Origin of the sequence: Paenibacillus phocaeensis, from assembly GCF_900021165.1 — a bacterium.
Classification (GTDB): Bacteria; Bacillota; Bacilli; order Paenibacillales; family Paenibacillaceae; genus Fontibacillus; species Fontibacillus phocaensis.
The window spans coordinates 116864-137954 of record NZ_FCOQ01000018.1; the positions used below are offsets into that span (position 1 = coordinate 116864).

The following is a 21091-nucleotide window of genomic DNA, read 5'->3' on the forward strand; positions in this document are numbered from 1 at the left end:
CCAATCGGGACAGCCGGCGCGAGCTCCGGCACCTTACTGAACCTTCCATAGGCGGGTCCGCACGTATACGACTAAGGCGACCAGATTCCATACGACACAGGCGAGCGGCTTATTGGCGCAGAAGGCGCGCCACCCCTCCAGAAACTCCGCGGTGAATTGGGTCCGCGGGGTTTCTTTTTCCTCGTCCGCATTCAGCTTCATAAACAACCCCATGCAGATGAAATAACAGGCCGATGTGAGGAGCAATCCGTCAGAGATGTCGGGCAACATCAGGATCAATCCGGACAAGGCGGGTCCCATGATGCCGACGAAGGTCTCCGCGAAGCTTAGCTTGGCATTGGCTGCCGTCAGCTCACGGTTCGGGACGCTCAGCTTGATGAGGCTGATCTCGGCGTTGAAGTATCCATAATTGAACGTCATCAGCATAAAGCCAATCGCATAGTAGACCGGCAGGTTATGAACCCCGCTCCGAAACAGGAAAGCAAAGGCCAGGAGCAAAATCGCCTGCAGCCCGATGGCGTACGCGCTAAAAAACGGAAGAGTTCGGCGGTTAAATTTTATCTTTTTTTAGGTTCCGACAAGCTGCCGAGATCCCGCCCCAAAGCAGTGACATGAGCCTACACGCCCGCATATGATACCGCAGATGTTCATCTTTTGGCAAAGGAGAGGGCGGCTCTTGAAGAGACGAAAGCCAACAAAAGCAAACAGACCGCGGAAAACGCTCTATTTTGTAGATAACCCGGATATTAATGAATTAACGCTGTTGGAGGAACGAAAGAACTCGTCGCCATCCGGGGACGGGGAGCTCCGGCTGCATGAAATCGCAATGCCCGCGCTGCCGGAACAAGACGAAGAGCGCGCGACCTCAGCGCCGGGGGCAGAGCCGGAGCACGAGAAGGTTGACGTAAATCGGGCGCTGCAGGATCTGTTAGTTGAGAAAACCGCTCCGCAGCAAGAACAAGGCATCATTTATACCGACGATATCATTGATGAGGCGGTGACCCGGGAGAAAATCGCTCCATTCACCATCGACGCTTCGCGGATGAGGCGAGGCACGATCGACACCGCCTGGATCGCCGATTATGCCGTGGAGACGATCAAGCTGGCCGACCGGTCGGTAACTTCCTCCAAAATCGCTCCTTCCTCGGTGAACGGCAGCCATTTGGTGGACGGCTCGATCGAGGGACGTGCAATTCGGGAGCACTCCATTGGCGGGGAGAAACTGGTGGACGGCAGCATTACACCGGAGAAGCTGGCCGACCGGGCGATCACCGGGGAGAAGTTGGCAGAGGGGACGGTGGAGAGCCGCCATTTGGCAGAATGGATCGTCACGGCCGATCTGCTTCAAGATCATGCCGTCACGGGGGATAAAATTCACAGCGGAGCCGTGAATGCGCATCACCTGGCAAACGGGGCGGTCGACACCTCCAAGCTGGGAGAGGCTGCGGTGACGACGTCGAAGCTGCGCGACAGCTCCGTGACGGGGGAGAAGCTGGCGGAAGGAGCGGTGGAAAGCCGCCATCTGGCGGATCAGACTATTATGTCCCATCACTTGACGCCGGGACTGATCGGTCAAGAGCTGCTGGCTTGGTCCAGTGTTGGTGCGGAGCAACTGCAGGAGGGGATCGTCACGTCAGCTCACTTGAGCGGGGCGGTGGTAGAATCCCGCCATCTTGCACAAGGCGCGGTAGGTAGTGAACATGTTCAGCCGGGCAGTATTGGACAGGAGCATATCGCCGACACGGAGATCAAAGCCCGGCATCTCGCCGATAAGTCGATCCCCTCCACGAAGCTCGCCGACCAGTCGGTGGGGACCTTGCAGATCGTCGAGCAGGCGGTGACCTCCTCCAAAATCGCTGATCAAAGCGTGCTGCCGGGGAAAGTTGCCGATGAAGCTATATTGACCCGGCACCTGGCCAAAGGCGCTGTCCAATCGACGCAGCTTGCCCGAGGGGCGGTTACGAGCCAACATCTGACCGAAGGGGCGGTGCATAGCGGTCACCTAGCTCTGGAAGCCGTGCAGGAATGGCATTTGGCCGATTCCGCAGTGACCCGGGAGAAGCTGGCGTTCGCAGAGGTGATCGCGGAACATCTGGCCGAGGAAGCCGTTGGAGCGGATCATCTGCAGCCGGAGAGCGTCACGGCCGAGAAATTGGCTAAAGGCAGCGTGACGGCTTGGGCCATCGCACCGGGGGCGGTGACGGAAGCCGCCATCGCCGCACAGCAAATTACGGCGGAACATTTGGGCCCCGGCATCGTACAGACCCGGCATTTGGCGGAGGGCTCCATTACCCGCAGCCAGATCGGAGCCGGCGCCGTTCGTGAGGAGCATCTGGGCGTTGGCGTCGTCTTCTCGCCGCATCTCCAGGATCATGTGGTCACCAGCTTGAAGCTGTCGCCGGAATGCGTAACGACGGATAAGCTTGGCGATCTGGCGGTAACCGCCGCGAAGCTGGCGGAGAGCAGCGTGACCGGGCCAAAACTGGCGGCGCAAGCGGTGGACGCCGGGCATTTGGCACCCGGTGCCGTCGGGGCCGAAGCGCTGGCCGCCGGCTCCGTGCAGGCGAGTCATTTGGCTGCCGGCGCGGTGGGCGGTGCCCATTTGGCCGAAGGCAGCGTGACCGATCGCCACCTCGGCGTGGCCGTGATCGGCTCTTACCACATTGCTGCGGAAACGATCAGCGCCGCCCACATGACGCCCGCTCTGCGCCAAAGCGGTCTGCTGCCCGCCGCCGGAGTCGATGGGGAAGCGCTGCAGTCGGCCTCCATCACGAGCCGTCATCTGCAAGCTGGCGCGGTTGGCGCCGAAGCGTTGGGCGAGCAGGCGGTCGGCAGCGTTCATCTCCAGGCGGGATCGGTGCAGAGCGGACATCTGGCGGAAACGTCCGTCCAAAGCCAGCACCTGGTTGAAGGTGCGGTTCAGAGCAAGCATGTGGCCGAGGGCAGCATTACGTCCCAGCAGCTTGGGGAGGCGGCGATCGAGTCCCGCCATCTTGCTCCCAAGGCCGTAAATGTAGGGCATTTGTCCGCTGAACTGCAGCAGCGCGGCCTGTTGCCCGCCGCCGGCATTAGCGGGGAGGTTCTGCAGCCGGCGTCCATTACGAACCGACATTTGCAAGTCGGCGCGGTGAACGCCATCGCCCTGGGCGAGCAGGCGGTCAGCAGCGGCCATTTGCAGAGCGGTTCCGTGTACAATCGCCATCTGGCGGATGCCTCCGTCCAAAGCCGGAATCTAGATGAGGGTGCGGTGCAAGGTGAACATTTGGCTGAAGGCAGCGTCAACTCCCGACACCTTGGAGAGGCGGTGGTTGGGTCCCGCCATCTTGCCCTGAAGGCCGTAAATGCAGGGCATTTGTCCGCTGAACTGCAGCAGCACGGTCTGTTGCCTGCCGAGGGTATCGGCGGCGAGGATCTGCAGTCCGCCTCCATTACCAGCCGTCATCTGCAAGCCGGCGCGGTGAACGCCATCGCCCTGGGTGAACAAGTGGTCGGCAGCGGACATCTACGGGGCGGTTCGGTGCAGAACCGGCATCTCGCAGACGCGTCCGTCCAAGGCCGAAATCTAAGCCAAGGCGTAGTGCAGGGTGAGCATTTGGCCGAAGGCAGCGTTGGCCCTCGTCAACTCGGGGGAGCGGCGGTTAGCACCCGCCATCTGCAGGAGGGTTCCGTGCAAAGCGGCCAACTGGCTAATGCGGCTGTCCAAAGCCGGCATCTGGCCGAAAATGCCGTGCAAGCAGCGAATTTGGCTTCGGACAGCGTGGAGTCCCGCCATCTGAGCGATGCGGCGGTAAATGCCCATCACCTCTCTCTCGAAGCCGTCAATGTCTGGCATTTGTCCCCTGAGATCCAGCAGTACGGTCTGCTGCCGGAGGAGGGGATCGGCAGTGAAGAGATCCAGCCGTCCGCCATCGGGCGGGGGCATTTGCAGCCTGGTGCAGTGGATGCCGGGGTATTGGCCGCGGGAGCGGTGGGGGCGGATCATCTGCAAGCCTTGTCCGTCGGGAACCTCCATTTGGCACCAGACGCGGTTGGCAGCAACCAATTGGCCGAGGAGGCCGTTGGAACCCGTCACTTGCAGCCGGGTTCTGTCGGGGTGGAGCAGTTAAGCTTTGCTCCGGTTCAAACGTCGTTCGGCCAGCCCGCGGAGTTGCAATTCGGCATGATTGCGTTTCTGTTGAAGCATCATGAGGAGGAAACGACAGTCACAATCAACTTCGATTCGCCGTTTACTTCGTCCAACTACGTGGTGGTCGCGATGACCAACCATTCCGCGTATTATGCCTCGCTGAAGGAGCAGTCGGCTGAATCGGCAGTCGTCACGATCTCCAAGCTGAAGGACAGTAGCGTCAACTACGGCTTTGTGACGTGGATGGCGATCGGCAGCATGCGATAATACTCTCATTAATACACCAGCCGCCGGGAAGGATTCCGGCGGCTGATGATTTGCTGCAATCCGGCGGGGAAAGTGACATATCTTTCAGGCTGTGTGATTTTGCGTACAGCATTTTTGCGACTAATTACCTAGTATTTACTCGAAACCGCAGCAATGAACTTATTTTAATCTGCATTCATGTGAAATAATTCACAATAAAGTGAATTGCGGTTTCCGGGATTGATATCGTGCAAGAGGGAGGGGCGCGATTGCTTGGAAAGGGATTTATCGGTTCTCGGTTCTGAGCACAGTCGAAAAACAAAGAGAAGGAAGCATTAGGAAGAAGCGGGTTATGTATCTTACATAGCTTGGTGAATTTTACAAGGGAGAGGATCGCATTTGAAAAAACTAATTAGCCTTACCGTAAGCGCAACGCTGGTGTTATCGTCCTTGTCGCTTACCGTTGGTACATCCGGTTTCAAGCTGACTGGCATTGATGTGGTGTCTGCCGCATCGGAAACCGAAGTGCCGTTGAAGGAATCGGCGCCAAGCAAGACCACGACACCAAGCAAGACAACAACACCAAGCAAGTCGACAACAACGCCAAGTAAATCGACAACGCCAAGCAAGACCACCACGAAGACGCCTAGTAAGACGACGGCTCCAACGACGACGCCGACGAAGCCGACCAAGACAACGACGACGCCTGCGAAGTCTACAACGAAACCGGCAGCAACTCCAGCGAAAACGACAACCCCCGTCGTAAAGCAAGCTGAGAGTCCTTATGCCGACGGCGTATATGTTACGTATGGCAATGCCTATTCGAAAGGGACGGAAGGGGCCAAAGTCACAATTAAGGACGGGAAAGTTGCTGCCCTCGAATTGCTACGAACAAGCCCCAAGCTGATTGACAGAGACGTGCGCAACAATTACAGCGGTCTCTGGAATGCTTATGAAACGATGAGAACTAACCTGCTCGGCAAAACGCAGGAAGAGGTTGCCAAAGTGGACGTGGTGTCCGGCGCGACTCGTTCCAGCGAGGGCTGGAAGTTGTCCGTTGATCGCGCTTTCCAAAGAGCCTTGAAGGAGAAGCCGAAGGAGGTAACCTATTTTGCCGGGGAGCATATGGGGGTAGATCCGGAAGGCAAATATATGGTCTTCGTAACCTTTGACGCTACGAAGCGTACGGCTGTGAAGGTATATCCGCTGGATGCCAATGGCAATGCCGTCGAGGAAGCCAATCTGACCGAAGAGCAATCCGCATCGGCGAAAGCCATTGCAGCCGAGCTGTTGGCCAAAGGTACGGACGCTGTAAGCCCTAAAGGCCAGGAAGCTGAATTCAAAGCGGCAGTGAAGGCCTATTGGGATGCGGAGCAAAATGCAAAGGTCAACAACGACTCGAAATATATCGACGGGTTCTACTCTGCCTACGGCGCAGCCCGTGATAAGGGTGTGGAAAGAGCCGATGTCTACATCCGCAACGGCAAGCTGGTTGACGTGAAGCTGTATCGGCTGGGCTCTAACCTGATTGACCGGGGCGACACGGCGTATGCCGATGTGGTAAAGGCCAATGCGCCGATGACCGCCAAACTGCTTGCCAACGGTTCCTACCTCGCGAACTACAGCGATGACGTCGATGCGATTGCCGGCGCAACCGAAAGCAGCCACAGCTGGAATTTGGCCGTGGAGAGAGCTTTTGAGAAGGCGCTGAAGGCTCCGGGCAAAGCGAAGTATTTTGAAGGCACGTTCGCCGGGGTTGACAACCTCTCCCAATTACTGGTGCTGGCCGATATCAAGGCGGACCAAGTCTCGAACGTCAATGTGAACCTGTTTGGCGCGGACGGGAAATTAATCGCCGCCGACAAGTTGACGGAAGAGCAAAAAGCTCTCGTTGCCCAATTAAACGAAGGGTTGACGCAAAAGGGTGCCAACATGACGCCGATCGTATGCCAAGAAGGCTTATCGCTTGCGGCCAGAGCGGCGTTTGCCGACCTGTTGAACAACGCCTCGAAAACGCAAGGCGCATACAAGGATGGCACTTACACGGCTTATGGCGACGCTTATGACAAAGGGACGAACCGTGCCGATGTCACGCTGCGCAACGGCGTCATCGTCGGATTGAAGCTGTATCGTGTTGGCGTGAATATGGTGGACCGCGGGGCCTCGGCATATGCCGATGTGATCAGAGCGATCCCGATCCTGACCCGCGACATGCTGTTTGCCGGAACGAGAGAACAAGCGGCTAAAGTGGATGTGGTCACCGGGGCAACGAGCAGCAGCACCGCTTTGAAAGCAGCTGTGGAAAATGCCTATAAGAAAGCAGAGATTACCGAATCGTATAAAACGGCTTATATTAACGGTATTTTTGCCGGGATCAATAAGGACAAATCCGTTTATGTCATGGTCACCGTTCAAAACAACATTCCGTTCAAAATGGAAGTGTTCTATCTCGACGCCTCCGGTAAAATCAAGACCGAAGATCAATTATCCGCTGACGAGAAGACCGTCAAGACGGAGATTGAGACCCCAACAACCGAAGGTTCCCTGCATAAGTACGGGTATCGTCCGGCTGCCTTCGGGGAAACCGATGGCGTGAAGGCCGTATCGGCCCAAGTGATCGACGCAGTGAAGAATGCATTGGAGAACGCCGGAAGATAATCGGATTTCCCAAATCCGCGAGCCCTAAGACCTGGTTCTAAAGCCTCTCAGATTCGTTCTGAGGGGCTTTGATTTTTGCCGCCGGATACGCTTCAAAATTCCTTGTTTACAACTTCTGTCCTGACATGCTAGTATGAATTAACTAAAAAATAGCAATTTTACTAGAAAGGCAAACTTGCCGAAAGTCAAGGACGCAAAGCCACGGGCCTAACGTAACATCTATCAGGGCGGCCGGGTTTCATGGTAACTTGTGGCTACGATTCGATCTTTCATAGGTTCTCTTTCATCGAAAATCAAGCTGTCTCGAGAAAGAGTTTTTTTATGCGATAAATTTGTCGAAATAAAACTAAATTTGTCGAACTTTGTATTATAGGGGAATCATGTCATGGCAGAATTCGGTACTTCGGATCCTTTATTGGAGATCTATCTTCATGAAAACTCGCAGCTGTTAGAGCAACTGGAGCAGAGCATTTTGGAATGCGAGGAAGCCAACGTGTTTTCCTCCGCCGCAGTCGATGTCATTTTTCGCATTATGCATACGATTAAAGGGTCCTCTACGATGATGAGCTTTGACAATATTGCGGCATTGTCACATGTCATTGAAGATCTCTTTGCGTTTATCCGCGAACATCAACCCCGACTGACCGATTATTCGGCCTTATCCGATTTGGTGCTCCAGGGCGGTGATTTTATCAAGCTTGAGCTATATAAAATCAGACAAGGCGATATGCCTGACGGCGACAGCTCGCCGCTGGAGAGCAGCATTCATCTCTACTTGGAGGAGCTTAAACGTCGGCACGTTAGCCGGGAGGATGCTCCCGACTCCGAACCCCTTGACCGCGGCATCCTGGACGGGAGCCTCGCCCCTGCTGCCCAGGCTGTCCATTTGAAAGCGGTTCTGTTCTTCGAGGATGACTACAACATGGAAAATGTTCGTGCCTACCAGGTGGTGCATAGCCTGAAGGACTTGACCGAACATTTCAGCTACTGGCCTGAAGAGATAGACAGCAACCCGGATACTGCAGCAACGATTAAGGAGCAGGGGTTTCATCTGTTTTTTCGCAATGGGGAAAGTGTTGAAACCATCACCTCGCTGCTATCGCAAGCTCCTTGTCTCAAGCATCTTGAGGTCAGTGAACAAACGGCGGCAACCGAGGGACGGGAGCTGTCTACCGAACCTAAAGCGACGGTTGAGCCCGTCTCCGTCACAGAACAATCGTCTGTTGCTAAGCCCGAGGAACCTTCGCGTCCTTCTGAACAAAGGTCATCCTCGCCCGCCAAATCAACCCTCTCCGAACCGGCGGGTACTCAGCAGTCCAGTTTCATCAGCGTAAACCTGGCCAAGCTGGACGAGCTGATGGATCTGGTCGGGGAACTGGTGATCGCCGAATCTATGGTCACGCAAAATCCCGAGCTGGAGGGACTTGAGCTGGAGCAATTCCGGAAGGCGGCTCGGCAACTGCGTAAAATTACCGGAGAGATTCAGGATAAGGTCATGTCCATCCGTATGGTTCCGCTGGTGAATACGTTTCAGAAAATGCACCGTATCGTCCGCGACATGTGTAAGAAACAGGAGAAGCTGGTCCGGCTCCAGCTTGTTGGCGAGGATACGGAAGTCGATAAGAATATCATCGAGCACATCTCCGATCCGATTATGCACTTGGTGCGTAATGCAATCGATCACGGCATCGAAGCGCCGGGCGAGCGGGCGGCCGCCGGAAAGCATGAAACCGCAACGCTGACGCTGGAGGCTAAAAATGTCGGCGGCGAAGTCTTAATCCTCGTTCGCGACGACGGCCGTGGATTAAACCGGGAGAAAATCATGGAGCGAGCCCGGGACCGTAATTTGATCTTCCGAGACGAAGCGGAGATGAGCGACCGGGACATCTACAATCTGATTTTTTTGCCGGGGTTTTCAACCAAAGAAGTGATCACCGAATTCAGCGGTCGTGGCGTGGGGATGGACGTTGTGCTCAGGAATATTGAAAGCGTTGGCGGCAGTGTATCCGTGGACAGCGCCGAAGGCGAGGGAACCACGATCACGATCCGCATCCCGCTTACGCTGGCGATCATTGACGGGATGAACGTCAAGGTGGGGAAATCCCGCTATACGATCCCGACGACGGCGATCAAGGAGTCGTTCCGTGCTGACCGCTCCAGCGTTGTGGTGGATCCTGATGGGAACGAAATGGTGATGGTGCGGGGACAGTGTTATGCCGTGCTTCGCTTGTACGATCGATTTAAAGTTGCGACCGACGTCAAGGACATGGAGGAGGGAATATTGATCATGGTGGAGCAAGATAACCAGACCTTCTGCATTTTCGCTGATGAATTGATCGGTCAGCAGCAGGTTGTTGTCAAAAGTTTGCCCTCCTACATCCGAAGGATTCGGAACATTCGGGGATTGGCCGGCTGCACGATGCTTGGGGACGGAAGCATCAGCCTGATCCTGGAAGTAGGTGGACTTGCCTATATATCTTAGAATGGAAAAGGAGAGAATCAGGTCATGACAGACCCAACCGCACAGCTGCAGAACGAGCAAGAGGATGATACGCAAACCGGAAAGTTCCTTACTTTTCTGATTGGGACCGATGTCTATGGCATCGAAATCCGGTATGTCACGGAAATTATCGGGATTCAGGCGATTACGGAGGTGCCGGAGCTTCCGGAACACATTCGGGGGATCATTAATTTGCGCGGCAAAATCATTCCGGTCATGGACGTCAGGCTGCGTTTTAAGAAGCCGTTCCGCGAGTATAACGACCGGACCTGTATCGTTGTCGTGGATTTAAGCGAGGTGTCCATCGGTTTGATCGTCGACAGCGTGTCCGAGGTCGTCCAGATCGCCGAGGAGGACATCGTCCCGCCGCCGGACATCAAATCCGGGAACCCGCAAGGGTTCATCAAGGGGGTTGGGAAGGTAGGAGGAGAAATTAAGCTGCTGCTGGACGGTGACAAGCTGCTTCAGCATGAAGAAGCTGAGCATTTAGGTCATCTATGAAATCCTAACGGGGGTATACACATGTTGAAGAAGCTGACGATTCGAACACGCTTAATTTTATCCTTTTCCATGATGGTGATTGCGCTGGTGGGACTTGGTCTGTACTCGATCAATTCGCTCAGCAAGGTTAATCATCAATCTACTTTAATCAGCGACGAATGGATGCCGGCGATGGACGCGGCGCATACGTTGAATACATTGACCTCCGATTATCGCATTTCCGAGCTTCGCTATGTTATGGCGGGAGAAGACGCGGACCAGTTAGCCCAGATGAAGGAGCAGCTGGGAGAGGAAGGCCAATTGTTGGAGCAGCAGATCGCGGACTATGAAACAAGGTTGCAAGGGGAAGAAGATAGGCAATTATATGAGAAGTTTAAGCAGCAATGGGGCGAATACACGAATTCGGGCGAGCAGGTACGCTCTTTCATGGCTCAACGCAAGATCCAAGAAGCGATGGATTTAATGACCTCCGAGTCGAAAACCCAATTTGATGAGGCCTCGGATACACTCGTGAATCTCGTCAAGTTTAATCAGACCCGCGCGGAAAAAGAAAGCAAAGATGGCGATAAAATGTACAGCAGAACCTTTGACGTCCTGCTTACAGTCATCATCGTGATGGCGCTGGTGGCCATAGGCTTGGCGATATGGATTGTGCAGAGCATTACGCGACCGATCGGCAAGTTGTCGAAAGCGGCCGAAGCTCTCGCACTTGGGGACGTTAACGTCAACGTAGATACGACCAGTCGGGATGAAATCGGCCATTTGATGCTGGCTTTCTCCCGCATGATCGCCAGTATTCGCGACCAGGTTCGGGTCGTGGAGCAGGTGGCCAACGGCGATCTGACCGTTCAGGTGAAGGTGAGATCGGAGCAGGATCTGATGGGGATCAAGCTGCAGGAGATGGTGGAGCGCAACAACGAAATTCTCGCCAGCATCAATACGGCGGCAGATCAGGTGGCTTCCGGATCGAAGCAGGTGTCCGATTCCAGCATCTCGTTGTCCCAGGGCGCCACTGAACAAGCCAGCTCCGTCGAGCAGCTCACCGCTTCCCTGGAGGAAATCTCCACGCAGACGAAACAAAATGCGCAATACGCCAATGAAGCCAATAAACTGGCGGCCGATTCCAAGCAAAGCGCACTGCAGGGCAATGAGCAGATGAAAGATATGCTGGGAGCGATGCGTGAAATTAACGAAGCATCCAGCAGCATCTCGAAGATCATTAAGGTGATCGATGAGATCGCGTTCCAGACCAACATTTTGGCTCTGAATGCTGCGGTAGAAGCGGCGCGGGCCGGGCAACACGGCAAGGGCTTCGCGGTCGTCGCCGAAGAGGTCCGCAATCTGGCGGCTCGCTCGGCGAATGCCGCTAAAGAGACCACCGATATGATTGAAGGCTCGATTAACAAAGTGCAGGAAGGCACTCGTATCGCAGACCAAACGGCCGATGCGTTGAAGTCGATCGTAGGGGATATCGAACGGGTGGCCGGCTTAGTCGGGGACATCGCGATGGCTTCCACGGAGCAAGCGGCTGCAATCACGCAGATCAATCAAGGAATATCCCAGGTATCCCAGGTCATTCAGACGAATTCAGCGACTTCGGAGGAAAGCGCTGCGGCGAGCGAGGAATTGTCGAGTCAAGCCGGGCTGCTGAAGCAGCAGGTGGCGAGATTTAGGCTGAAGCGCGGCGGATTTGCCGATTATACCGCCAAGGAGGATATGAATCCCGAGGTTCTGCGCGTATTGGAACAGATGAATGAGCCCCGGAAATCCGAGTTTGCCAGCGGAACGGGCGCCCCGAAAATATTGCTCAGCGACTCGGAGTTCGGAAAATATTAAGCGATGATTGCCATTACGAGTGAGGAGTTTCGGCAGCTGTCGGACTATATTCGCCATCATTACGGGATCAATCTGAAAGACGAGAAGCGCGCGCTCGTGATGGGCAGGCTGCAGCAGGTTCTCGTCAGCAAGCAATTCTCCAGCTTTAAGGAATACTATCAATATGTTATTTCGGACCGTACCGGAGAAGCGGTCATGACGCTGGTAGATAAGATTACGACCAACCATACGTTTTTTATGCGGGAATATGATCATTTCGAGTTTCTGCGGGACCGCGTCCTGCCTTATCTGGAAGCCGTGGTGAAGGACCGGGATTTACGGATCTGGAGTGCGGGCTGCTCATCGGGTGAGGAGCCTTATACACTGGCGATGCTGCTGGACGAATACTTCGGCGCAAATAAGCCGCTTTGGGATGCCAAGGTGCTGGCTACAGACATTTCGACGGAAATTTTGGCCAAAGCGCAGCGAGGGGAGTATGGCATTGACGATATCTCGGCATTGCCCTCCTCGTGGCGAATGCGGTACTTTAATGCCCGGGACCGCGATCGGTTCACCGTCCAGGATAAGCTGAAACGGGAAGTCATTTTCCGCAAGTTTAATTTGATGGAGCCGTCGTTTCCGTTTAAGCGCAAATTCCACGTCATTTTCTGCCGGAATGTGATGATCTACTTTGATAATCCGACAAAAGAAGCGCTGGTCGATAAGTTCTATAAGCATTTGGAGCACGGAGGCTACTTGTTCATCGGCCATTCCGAATCGCTGCAGCGGGAAACGACGCCGTTCAAGTACGTCAAACCGGCGATCTATCGGAAGGAATAGCAGGAGAACGGAGGAGGGAAGTTTATGGGGGACAACCGGGCCTTACGCGTGCTGATCGTCGACGATTCCATGATGTACCGCGAGGTATTGGCGTTAGGGTTGGCTTCGGATCCGTCCATTGAAGTTGTGGGTAAAGCGGTGGATCCGTTTGATGCCCGGGACCAGATCTTGCGGTTTCATCCGGACGTGATGATCTGCGATGTGGAAATGCCGAAGATGAACGGAATCGAATTCCTCCGCCGTTTGCTTCCGCAGTATCGGCTTCCGGTCATTGTTGTCAGCACGATCAGCAACGCCGTCTTCGAGGCTATGGAGGCGGGGGCTGTTGACTTCGTATGCAAACCGGATCCAAGGTCGCCCCAGAGTGTTGAAGGGTTCATTCGTGATTTAATCGATAAAGTAAAAATGGCAGCCAAGACAAACGTGGCTTCCCGCAGCTATCCAGCAGAGCCGATGAACACGGTCTCGCCGATGCCGGAGCGCCGATTTGACGCCGACCGAATCGTTGCTATAGGCGCCTCTACCGGTGGAACTGAAGCGATCTCCTATTTGCTGAACCGATTGCCTTCGTCGTTTCCCGGAATCGTAATCGTTCAGCATATCCCGCCAATTTTCTCCCGGATGTTCGCGGACCGCTTAAATCAGACTACTCCTTTTACCGTGAAGGAAGCGGCTTCCGGCGACATGGTCGAACCGGGGAAGGTGCTGATTGCTCCGGGGGACCGCCATATGCGGCTGCGCAAGGCGGGTGGACGCTATCGAATCGATTGCTTTGAAGGTGAGAAGATCAACGGACATTGTCCGTCGATCGATGTCTTGTTCGAATCGGTATCGAGGGAATGCGGCCCGCGGGCAGCTGGAATCATCCTAACCGGCATGGGGTATGACGGGGCTAAGGGCTTACTGGCGATGCGCCGTAAAGGTGCACGGACCCTGGGTCAAAATGAAAGTTCCTCGGTCGTGTACGGCATGCCCAAAGTTGCTTACGAGTTAGGTGCGGTGGAGAAGCAGATTTCGCTGGAGCTGATGCCGCGGGCTTTATGCTCCTTATTGCTAGAGGAACCCAAGCGGGAATCATAAGATGGTGTAAAGGGAAGGACGCTGGCTCCGTGGTCGTCACGGGGGCGGCGTTCTTTTTTTATACTTTGCTAAGCAGGCAGAGGTGGTGAAAAGACGCTGAGGTTTTGGCGGTCCCATAGTATAATGGGTCTATCAAGGGATTTGGAGGAATTTTGGGTGACGCAAATTAATCAATTAAGAAACCAGGATGAATTCGTTGGCTTTTATTTGCTTAAGGAGCTGGAAGTGAAACAGACCAACGCCAATCCGCCTAAGGATTATTTGGATATCGTGTTATGCGATGCAACCGGCGAAATGCCGGCTAAGTTCTGGGATGCCTCGCCAACCGACAAGGAAACGTTCTTCCGGATGGGGCTGGTCAAGGTGCGGGGGATCGTGCAAACTTACCGGGAGAAGCTGCAGGTCAAGGTGATGCAGATCCGGCTGGCCAAGCCGGAAGACGGCGTGAGCCTGACGGAATTCATCCGCTCTGCGCCGATTTCATCCGAAGCGCTGATTCATACGATCCAAGGGGTTATCAACGATATCGCCGATGCGGAGATCCAGGCGATTGTCCGTTATTGCGTGGGCAAGGTGGAGGAGAAGCTGGCCCATTATCCTGCCGCCAAAACGCATCATCACGCCTATTTCGGCGGACTGGCTTATCATATGGTGCGAATGCTGGAAATTGGCGATTTTCTGTGCGGGCAGCGTTCCTTCTTGAACCGGGACCTGCTGAAGGCTGGGATTATCCTCCACGATATCGCCAAGCCGGAGGAAATGGTGGCCGAGCTGGGCATCGTGTCCGAGTACAGTACGGCGGGCAAGCTGCTGGGACACATCTCCATGGCGTCACAGTGGATCACCGAAGCGGCGATTCGCCTTGGCATCGCGTTAGACTCGCCGAAGGTGCTGGGGCTGCAGCATTTGGTGTTGTCCCACCACAACTTGGGGGAATGGGGCAGCCCGGTGCAGCCGCAGACGCCGGAGGCGGTCGCCCTGCATCATATCGACGCGTTGGACGCCAAGCTGCAGATGGTGGAGGACGCTCTGGCGACAACGCCGGAATCCGAAGCGTGGACTCCGTTGATTCGGGGGCTGGAGAACAAGGGGATCTACCGCTTGAAGTGGTAAACGATAGCCCGGCGAAGGCGCGGCGGGTTACTCCACGTCAAAATCGAAATAGGTCGACGGGTAAGGCTCGTTCTTCAGCGTATAATGCCACCATTCCTTACTGTAAGGCTTGAAGCCCTGCTTGACCATTGCGGTCTTCAGAATGTACCGGCCCGTGCGTTGGGACTTCGTTAAGCCCTTCGCTCCATGCGCTGAAATCGGGCCGAGAAAATCAACCCGGCTGCCCATGTCGACCTCTTCGCCGGTTTTCTTATAAACCAGGGTAAGGTCCACCGTACTACCGCGGGAATGGCCGGATTTGGAGGACAAGTAGCCTTGCTTGAACAGATTTTTCTTGTCCACTTCAGGGTAGAACCGTTCCTTCATCTCGGTATCCAGCGGATCCTTGGACCAGCGGGCAAAATGATCAACCGCTGTCTGCGGGCGGTAAGCATCGATAATTTTCAAGCGGTAACCTTGGCTGTCCAAGTCATCGTTGACTTTCTTTAAGGCGCGGGCCGCCCGCAGGGTCAGAATCGCGAACGGGCCATTGTATCCGTCGATCCGCTCTCCGATGAAGTTGTCGCCGGTATAATAACGCAGATCGTAAACGGCATCCGGGATCACCTCGTCAAGATATACGAAGCCCTTCCCCTTGGGAAGTTGAGATTTTTTGGGGATTTCACCAGTACCGGCAGGGTTGGCCGGCGGCACGGTAGGCTTGGAGGCGGCCGCGGAAGAAGCGGGGCCAGTCGTGCTCACGCAGGCGAACAGCAGCAGGGCGGCCAGGGTGAGGAGAACTAATCTCCGGCTTGTCTGAGATAAACGGTTACTGGACTTCGCAGGCGCATCGTGCGCAGGTTTGCGGTTAAGAGAAGGCAACAGGATCATGCTCCTTACATAGATAGGATGAAGAATAAGATACAGCGATTGAATTCTATGATTATAGCATAGCATATTCTCAATCTTCGAAGGTGAGAATTCGATGCGGATCACACAGGATTCGACAATCGCGATATATCATGATATATTATAATATATATCATGTCCTTTTGCAGGGAACGTGGGAGGAACGTCATGAGTGAAAGTACCTCATCTAAACCGATGTACGAGAAGATTTTCGATGATGTGAAACGGCAAATTCTGGACCAAAACTATAAGCCCGGGGACCGGATTCCGTCGGAGAAAGAGTTGGCGGAGGAATATCAGGTAAGTCGGATTACGAGCAAGCGAGCGCTGGAGCTGCTGGCCGCCGAGCGGATCATCGTGCGAAAACCGGGGCGCGGCTCATTTGTGACCGACCCGGAAGCGGATGGGATCGGCACGGTGGAACAGGGTCATGCTCGGCCGGATGGCGTCTTCGGCGGGGACGGAACGAGCCGGGAAGCAGCCGGGAAGCTGATTGGCGTCGTGCTGACGGATTTCGCCGGCAGCTACGGAACCCGGCTGATCTACGGGATGGAGGATGCCGCGCGGGAGCAGGATTGCTTCCTCGTCCTGAAGCGGACGTTTGGGATTCAGGAGAACGAGGAAGCGACCATTCGCAAGTTGCTGCAACTGGGGGTCGACGGGTTGATTGTATTCCCCGCTCAAGGGGAGTATTTCAACGCCGAAATCCTCAAGATGGTGATCGAACGTTTCCCGCTGGTATTGATCGACCGGGAGCTAAAAGGCGTAGCGGCGGCATCCATCAGTACGGATAATGTGAAAGCGGCGCAGGAGGCAACGGAATACTTGTTTGATCTTGGGCACGCCCACATTTCCTTGTTATCCCCACCGCCGATAGATACTTCGGCTGTTGAAGAGCGGATTGAAGGGTTCGTGCAAGCGCACGCTGGCCGTGGCATCGCTGCAGAGCGGGAGCTGTGGATCAGCGACTTGACTTCCACGCTGCCGGACTCTTTCTATGACGAGAACATCGAACGAGACATTCACAAAATCATGCTCCATTTGCAGGCCCATCCTTCGATTACGGCCTTCTTCGCCATCGAATACAATATCGCGCTGTTGGCCAAAGCCGCGGTCACGCGGCTCGGGCTTCGCATTCCCGAGGACGTGTCGATCCTCTGCTTCGACAGCCCGCAGTTTCGGATCGGCGAGGGCTACGCCTTCACCCATATGCGCCAAAGCGAAGAGGACATGGGCAAGCTGGCTGTGGAGAATGTGCTGGCTTTGCGCGAGAACCGGCCGGCAGCGAACAAAATCAAGCTGCCCGCCGTGCTCGTTCCCGGGGAGTCCACCGGCCCCGCGCGGGAGGCGCGCACGTAGCGAGCCTCCCGCCTGCAGGGACGGCTTCGTGCCGCCACAGGCGGCGGATGCCCTTGCCGCCTCGCGGGGCAAAGGCAAACGCCGGCGCGCGGTGCGTCGCCGCTCCGTGGGAATGGCCATCTGCGGCTACACGGTGCTGGGCTGGGGGTGCCGTTCGCGGCGCAGTAAGGCGCCTGCCGCCCCGTGACGGAGGCAACCGCAGCTATGCGCGCGATGGCGAGTGCCGTCTCCGCAGTGCGATGGCAGCCGCTCGTTTGCGTATTAAGGTAACTTCCACCACCCCCCCACATGCCGAGTCCCAACTGCAAAAGTGCAGTTGAGTCTCGGCATTTTTACGTTCGTGGGCCTTTGAGATGTAAAAGTGCATCTGATTGACGACAATTTGGCTGAAAAAGGCGATTTGAGCAAATTTGAACTGCACATTTACATTTGAAGTCTCTTTCGAGAGCCGTTTAGGGCAAATCAACTGCACTTTCGCATTTGAGCACACTAGTCGAGCATTTTGCTGTATATCAACTGCACTTTCGGCTTTTGCATTTTGGCGGACGGACGAGGGAGAAATCATATCGAAATTTCCGAACATGAAGCCCATATTCAAATTTCCGAACAAGGCCCCTGTACAAAGGGGTTTTTTGTCGTACAAAAAAGTAGAAGAGGACGTTTGATATGTATGTTATATATCAGCAATATCGACCATTTTCCTTATTGACATAATGATATGATGCCAATATACTATGCTTATTGAAAACGCTTTAATTACTATGTTGATCGAAACGAAAAGGGGAGGTTTACGAAATGAAAAAGTGGATGCTGGTGATGCTGGTGACCGTCCTGTTTGGTGCGATGCTGGCTGGTTGTGGAGGAGGCGGCAACGGCGGCAGTGCAGGTGATGGCAGCAGTGGTAGCAGTGGCGGCAAGAGCGGTGGCAGCGACGACAGCGGCAGTACCCAAAAAGTGAAGCTGACGTTCTGGGGCGACTGGGGCGGAGAAGGGCAGAAGCAATTCGAGACCATGGTTAACGCCTTTAACCAGTCACAGGACAAAATCGAAGTCAAATACGTGCTTCAGCAGGACATGGTCACGAAGTTCCTGACAGCCGCAACAAGCGGCGGTGCGCCGGATATTTTGTTCTGGGATCGCTGGAGAACGGCGCTGTACGCCCCGAAGAACGTACTTCGTCCGATTGATGAATATATGGAGCGCGACGGGGTGAACAAAGGCGATTTTTACGAAGAGTCCTTGAAGGAATTGACCAATAGCGATAAATTGTACGGCCTGCCGTTGACGGTGGATGCCCGCGCGTTGTTCTACAACAAGAAGATGTTTGCGGATGCGGGTCTGGAGGCGCCGACGACGTGGGATGAACTGGAGCAGGCTGCCAAGACGCTGACGAAATGGAATGGCAGCAAGCTTGAAACCGCCGGTTTCTCCATGGCCGACCCGGGTCTGTTCAACATGTATCTGCAGCAAGCCGGCGGGCAAATGCTCAGCGACGATGGCAAAACCAACTTCAACAATGAACAGGGCAAACAGGTTCTGGAGTTTTGGCAGCGCTTACTAAATGAAGACAAAGTGTACAAAGTCGGGTTTGAAAAAGGTCTCGGCGAAGGCACCGACGCGTTTGTGACCGGCAAGGTAGCCATGCTGTATACCGGACCGTGGATGATGAGCACCTACAATAAGTACGGCAAGGATCTGGAATACGGCATCGTTCCGCCGCCTGCAGGACCTAACGGAGATAAGGGCAGCGTCATGGGCGGCTTCGGGCTCGTCATCCCGCAAGGATCCAAGCACCCGGATGAAGCGTGGGAGTTCATCAAGTGGTGGACGGCGAACAAGGATAACGCGTTGCTGTGGGCCAAAACAAGCTTGAACCTGCCAGGCTTCAAGCCGGCACTGGAGGATCCATTCTTCACTGAGGATCCGTTGTGGAAGCCGTTCACCGAAACGCTGGAATTCGCCAAGACGCGTCCGACGCATCCGGGATATTCGGTGATGGAGGAGAATGCGCTGATTCCGAATCTGGAGCTGCTGCTGCAGAACAAGCAATCGATCGACGATACGTTGAGAAAATCCCAAGAGCAAGGCGACAAGCTGCTTGCGGAAAACGCGGTTGTGAAGTAAAAATCGGCCTCTGAAAGGGGAGCGAAGAATGGCATCCGTCCATAAGCTCGAACGGCATCAGGCCCGAATGGCCTATCTGTTCATTACACCAACCATGCTGTTGTTTGCCGTATTCATGGTCATCCCCGTTGTGATGGCCCTCTACCTCAGCTTTACCAACTATGACGTGCTAAGCAGCAACGATTGGGTCGGGCTGGACAATTACCGCCGCCTGATCGGCGACACGCTGCTCTGGCAGACTTTTGTGAATGTGTTCTACTACGCGGTTGTTTTCGTGCCACTCAATCTGTTGATTTCCTTGCTGCTGGCGATGCTGCTGAACAAAAAGAAAGGCGGGGTCAAGCTGTTCCGCACGTTTTATTACCTGCCGACCTTGACCTCGGCCGTCGCTGCGGCCACCGTGTGGATCTGGATGCTGCATCCCGAATACGGGCTGATCAACGGATTGCTCTCGTATATCGGCATCACCGGCCCGGCTTGGGTGTCGCAGACGGAAACGGCCATGCTGTCGATCATCGTCATGACGTTATGGCAGTCGGTCGGCTCCAATATGATCATTTATTTGGCCGGCCTCCAGGGCGTGCCGGATTACCTGTACGAATCGGCCCGACTGGACGGGGCGTCACGGTTCGCGTGCTTCCGCTATATCACTTGGCCGCAGCTTCGCCCGACGACGTTCCTCGTCAGCGTCCTGTCGATCATCGGCGCCTTGCAGCTATTCGACCAGGCGTTCGTCCTGACGCAAGGCGGGCCGGCCAACGTCACCAAAACCCCGGTGTACCTGATCTACCAGCAGGGCTTCAATCAACTGCAAATGGGGTATGCTTCGGCACAAGCGTTTGTGCTGGCGATGGCGATTCTCGTATTTTCACTCGTTAGCATGAAAATCACCAAAGCGGAGGAGCCGATCGTATGACCAATCAAGAGACGACAAGAACAAGCGTCGGCACCCGTCATGTGCAACTCGGCGTACCGATGCAGAAGCGATTGGCGAATGCGTTGTTTTATACGGTTGGCGCCATCATCGCTGTGATTATGTTTTTGCCCTTTTACTGGAGCGTGCTGACCTCCTTCAAGCCGGATGAAGAGATGTTCTCCATGCCGATTAAATGGTTCACGACGAACCTCACTTTCGAGCATTATTACAACGCGTTTACGACCGTGCCTTTTGGATTGTATTTCTGGAACTCCTTTTTGCTGGCGGCGGTCGGGGTGCTGTTCAACCTGTTCTTCGGCTCGCTGAGCGGTTATGCGTTCGCCAAACTGAATTTTCGGATGAACCAGCCGTTCTTCCGCATCTTGCTCGTTTCCATGATGGTGCCGGGGATCGTTACGATGATCCCCAGCGTATACGTGCTGCGCCATATCCCGCTGGTCGGGGGGAATGACCTGTTTGGGAGCGGCGGGAACGGGTTGATGAACTCGTTTTGGGGGATTATTTTGCCGGGGGCGTCCGGGACGTTTGCGGTGTTCTTCATGCGCCAGTTCTTTCTGACCCTGCCGAAAGACATGATGGAGATGGCGAGGATCGAAGGCTGCGGCGAATTCAAAATCTTCTGGCGCATTTATCTGCCGCTGACCAAGCCGGCGCTGGCTACGCTCGGAATCTTCACGTTCCAAGCCGGCTGGAACGGCTTCCTGTGGCCGATGATCGTGCTGAACGATCCGGCGAAGGCGACGATTCAGATGGGGCTGCAGGCTTTTTCGTACAACTATCAGACGGATTACGGGCCGATGATGGCGGGGGCGCTGGTGGCGATCCTGCCGATTCTGGTGTTGTTCCTGCTGCTGCAGCGGTATTTTATCCAGGGCATTGCGTTTAGCGGAATCAAGGGATAGGA

General features: G+C 55.0%; 14 protein-coding genes and 1 riboswitch. Of the genes, 12 read left to right on the plus strand and 2 right to left on the minus strand.

From position 1 onward, the window contains the following. Positions 1 to 33: 33 nt before the first annotated feature. Entirely contained in the window at positions 34 to 561 is a 528-nt protein-coding gene (locus tag BN3795_RS10755; RefSeq protein ID WP_332835604.1) for an MFS transporter, read from the minus strand. A gap of 115 nt (positions 562 to 676) precedes the next feature. Between BN3795_RS10755 and BN3795_RS10760 the strand changes: the two genes are divergently transcribed. The 8 genes from BN3795_RS10760 (at position 677) to BN3795_RS10795 (ending at position 14879) form a co-directional block, all read left to right on the plus strand. Beyond that, on the plus strand, positions 677 to 4393 hold the full coding sequence (locus BN3795_RS10760; RefSeq protein WP_068784684.1) for a WIAG-tail domain: 3717 nt from the start codon (positions 677 to 679) through the stop codon (positions 4391 to 4393). A gap of 378 nt (positions 4394 to 4771) precedes the next feature. Further along, positions 4772 to 7030: an FMN-binding protein gene (locus BN3795_RS10765; protein WP_068784685.1), complete on the plus strand. Its 2259-nt coding sequence runs from the start codon at positions 4772 to 4774 to the stop codon at positions 7028 to 7030. Between the two features lie 158 nt (positions 7031 to 7188). Then, positions 7189 to 7274, plus strand: a riboswitch (cyclic di-GMP riboswitch). A gap of 141 nt (positions 7275 to 7415) precedes the next feature. After that, a complete protein-coding gene (locus BN3795_RS10770; RefSeq protein ID WP_068784686.1) occupies positions 7416 to 9512 on the plus strand; it encodes a chemotaxis protein CheA in 2097 nt (698 codons plus the stop codon). A 24-nt stretch (positions 9513 to 9536) separates the two neighbouring features. Further along, on the plus strand, positions 9537 to 10031 hold the full coding sequence (locus tag BN3795_RS10775; protein WP_068784687.1) for a chemotaxis protein CheW: 495 nt from the start codon (positions 9537 to 9539) through the stop codon (positions 10029 to 10031). Positions 10032 to 10052: 21 nt separating this feature from the next. Next, positions 10053 to 11867, plus strand: coding sequence for a methyl-accepting chemotaxis protein (locus BN3795_RS10780; protein WP_110945131.1), 1815 nt, complete (start codon positions 10053 to 10055; stop codon positions 11865 to 11867). A 3-nt stretch (positions 11868 to 11870) separates the two neighbouring features. Further along, positions 11871 to 12686, plus strand: a complete 816-nt coding sequence (locus tag BN3795_RS10785; RefSeq protein ID WP_068784688.1) for a CheR family methyltransferase — start codon at positions 11871 to 11873, stop codon at positions 12684 to 12686. A 24-nt stretch (positions 12687 to 12710) separates the two neighbouring features. After that, a complete protein-coding gene (locus tag BN3795_RS10790; protein ID WP_068784689.1) occupies positions 12711 to 13766 on the plus strand; it encodes a protein-glutamate methylesterase/protein-glutamine glutaminase in 1056 nt (351 codons plus the stop codon). Between the two features lie 156 nt (positions 13767 to 13922). After that, entirely contained in the window at positions 13923 to 14879 is a 957-nt protein-coding gene (locus tag BN3795_RS10795; protein WP_068784690.1) for a 3'-5' exoribonuclease YhaM family protein, read from the plus strand. A gap of 27 nt (positions 14880 to 14906) precedes the next feature. Here BN3795_RS10795 and BN3795_RS10800 read toward each other — a convergent pair whose 3' ends face one another. After that, positions 14907 to 15740, minus strand: coding sequence for a M15 family metallopeptidase (locus BN3795_RS10800; RefSeq protein WP_198524693.1), 834 nt, complete (start codon positions 15738 to 15740; stop codon positions 14907 to 14909). Positions 15741 to 15935: 195 nt separating this feature from the next. On the opposite strand from BN3795_RS10800, the gene BN3795_RS10805 reads away from it, so the two are divergent. From BN3795_RS10805 to BN3795_RS10825, 4 genes are all read left to right on the plus strand, one after another. After that, on the plus strand, positions 15936 to 17126 hold the full coding sequence (locus tag BN3795_RS10805; RefSeq protein ID WP_068784691.1) for a GntR family transcriptional regulator: 1191 nt from the start codon (positions 15936 to 15938) through the stop codon (positions 17124 to 17126). 795 nt (positions 17127 to 17921) lie between these two features. Then, positions 17922 to 19250 carry an ABC transporter substrate-binding protein gene (locus tag BN3795_RS10815; RefSeq protein WP_068784693.1) on the plus strand — a complete coding sequence of 443 codons (1329 nt, stop codon included), beginning with the start codon at positions 17922 to 17924 and terminating at the stop codon, positions 19248 to 19250. A 28-nt stretch (positions 19251 to 19278) separates the two neighbouring features. Then, positions 19279 to 20166 carry a carbohydrate ABC transporter permease gene (locus BN3795_RS10820; RefSeq protein WP_068784694.1) on the plus strand — a complete coding sequence of 296 codons (888 nt, stop codon included), beginning with the start codon at positions 19279 to 19281 and terminating at the stop codon, positions 20164 to 20166. Next, complete coding sequence (locus BN3795_RS10825; protein ID WP_110945133.1) at positions 20163 to 21089, plus strand: carbohydrate ABC transporter permease; 927 nt, start codon at positions 20163 to 20165, stop codon at positions 21087 to 21089. Before BN3795_RS10820 ends, BN3795_RS10825 begins: the two co-directional genes overlap by 4 nt. The last annotated feature ends 2 nt before the right edge of the window (positions 21090 to 21091 follow it).